The organism is uncultured Thiodictyon sp. (genome assembly GCF_903946935.1).
GTDB lineage: Bacteria > Pseudomonadota > Gammaproteobacteria > Chromatiales > Chromatiaceae > Thiodictyon.
In genome coordinates this window covers 1-1,744 of sequence record NZ_CAJAXH010000038.1, presented here as the reverse complement: position 1 = coordinate 1,744, position 1,744 = coordinate 1, and the positions used below count along the sequence as shown (strand labels likewise).

Sequence of the window (1,744 nt, the reverse complement as noted above, 5' to 3'; positions counted from 1 at the left end):
GCGTTCTTCCTGGCCGCGCGTGACGCGGCCCGGGAGAGCGTGCCGTTTGCGATGACCGCCTTCGGCGTCCCCCAGGTCCTGGCGGAATGGTTACTGACGGCCGGCCCCGATGAGGTCGTGGCGCTGGCGACGCTCCCGGTCTGTACCTTTGAGGTCCGGTTGCCCACCCGGGCGATGCAGACCGTCTGCCTGCCGGGCGGCCGGGTTCCCATTGAGACGGATTGCCCGGTGGTGGCGATGCACACGGCGCTGCTGGCCGTCGGAGCCGCCAGTGAGCGCAGTTGATCGCTACACCGCCTTGCAGTTGGCCGTCCGCCTGGTCAGACACGGCGTCAAGCTCTCCATCGTGTATTCCGGCACCGGTGTGGCACGCGAATACCTGCGCAATCTGCACCGCGAGATCCACGGCCGTTCACCGCGCGGGGGACCGCTGGTCACCAGCGTGGGCACCGTCATCAAGACCCGCCCGCAACAGGCCCATGCCTCGCTGTTCGCCGCGTTGTATTTGCGGCTGGATGGGCGTGGGCTCTACCAGGCCGTCAACTACACCGCCTTGCTCGACGCGTTCGAGATGTACCTGGCGCTGATCCCACGACGCAAGCCACCACTCATCGACATCAATCTGGCCTGGGCCACCGCGCGTGACTTGCGCAGCGGCCAGGCTGACTTGCAGCACTGCCCGGACTGCGAGGTGGGGTTTCTCGTCATGCGGGCGGGGAATATCGGTTCAACCTGTCCACCGCGAAGGTCGCCGAGCGCGTGGTCCAGGGCAATCCCGACCTCGACGAGATCACCCAGCGGCCCACCGCGACCTTCGGCGCCAATCTCGCGAACAAGACGGCCGGCGACGCCCGGGATGCCGTGCTCGGGCGCATCGCCCGGCTCGCGGTGGTCTGGTTCTTCTTCCGCTCCGACTGCCCTTACTGCGAAGCGCAAGCCCCGTTGCTGGAGCTGATGTCCCAGCACTACGGCTTCACGGTGCTGCCCATCTCGCTGGATGGCCAGCCACTGCCTAGTGGCGTCTTCCCGAACTTCCGTGCCGATGGCGGCCAGGGCCGCGCACTCGGGGTGCGCTCCACACCGACCATGTTCCTGGTACGCCCCGACCCCGACGGACCCAAGGTCGCACCAGTCGCCCAGGGCCTGCTGTCGCTGGCCCAGTTGCAGGAGCGGTTCGTGACGGCCGCCGTCACGGCGGGCTGGATCACGGAAGCCGACGTCACACCGACCCGGGCGGTGACGACCGATGTGAGCGCCGCCGCGCTCACGCGCTCGGGCGAACTGCCCGACGACCCCGCCGCCCTGGTGGCACGCCTGCGAGCACTCATCCATGACTAAAGCACTCACCATCGCGCCACTCGCCGTCGCCGCCCTGCTGCAGGCCGGCGTCCTGTCCGCGGGAGGCCTGGCGCAGCAGTCGGACCAACTGTTCAATACCATGGTCAACGCCACATCGCCGACGGCCCACCTGGGCCAGCGCCGTGGCGTCTTCGACGGTGGGTCACTCCAGGCCCGCAACCGGATCGTCTCCGAATCCCTGATGCATGTGACCCCGCCGTCGTTCGAGGCCGGCTGCGGTGGCATCGACCTCTATGCCGGCAGTTTCAGCTTCATCAATGCCGACCAGTTCCAGGCGCTGATGCGGGCCATCGCCGCGAATGCCACCGGCTACGCCTTCCAGATGGCCCTGGCCGCCATGTCACCCCAGGCGGCCGAGATCATCTCCAAGCTCCAGGATACGGTG

Annotated in this window: 3 protein-coding genes and 1 pseudogene; all 4 read left to right on the top strand. The window is 68.1% G+C overall.

The features are described 5' to 3' along the window. Positions 1–285: hypothetical protein (locus QZX93_RS04275; RefSeq protein ID WP_295394399.1), on the top strand; the 285-nt coding region annotated here is incomplete at its 5' end. Further along, positions 272–652: pseudogene (locus tag QZX93_RS27275) on the top strand (FlhC family transcriptional regulator); the annotation flags it as partial. The gene QZX93_RS04275 and the pseudogene QZX93_RS27275, both read left to right, overlap by 14 nt. 23 nt (positions 653–675) lie before the next feature. Beyond that, entirely contained in the window at positions 676–1,338 is a 663-nt protein-coding gene (locus QZX93_RS04270; RefSeq protein WP_366759682.1) for a conjugal transfer protein TraF, read from the top strand. Beyond that, positions 1,331–1,744, top strand: a 414-nt coding sequence (locus QZX93_RS04265) for a conjugal transfer protein TraH (RefSeq protein WP_366759679.1), incomplete at its 3' end; no start/stop codon positions are given. The genes QZX93_RS04270 and QZX93_RS04265, both read left to right, overlap by 8 nt.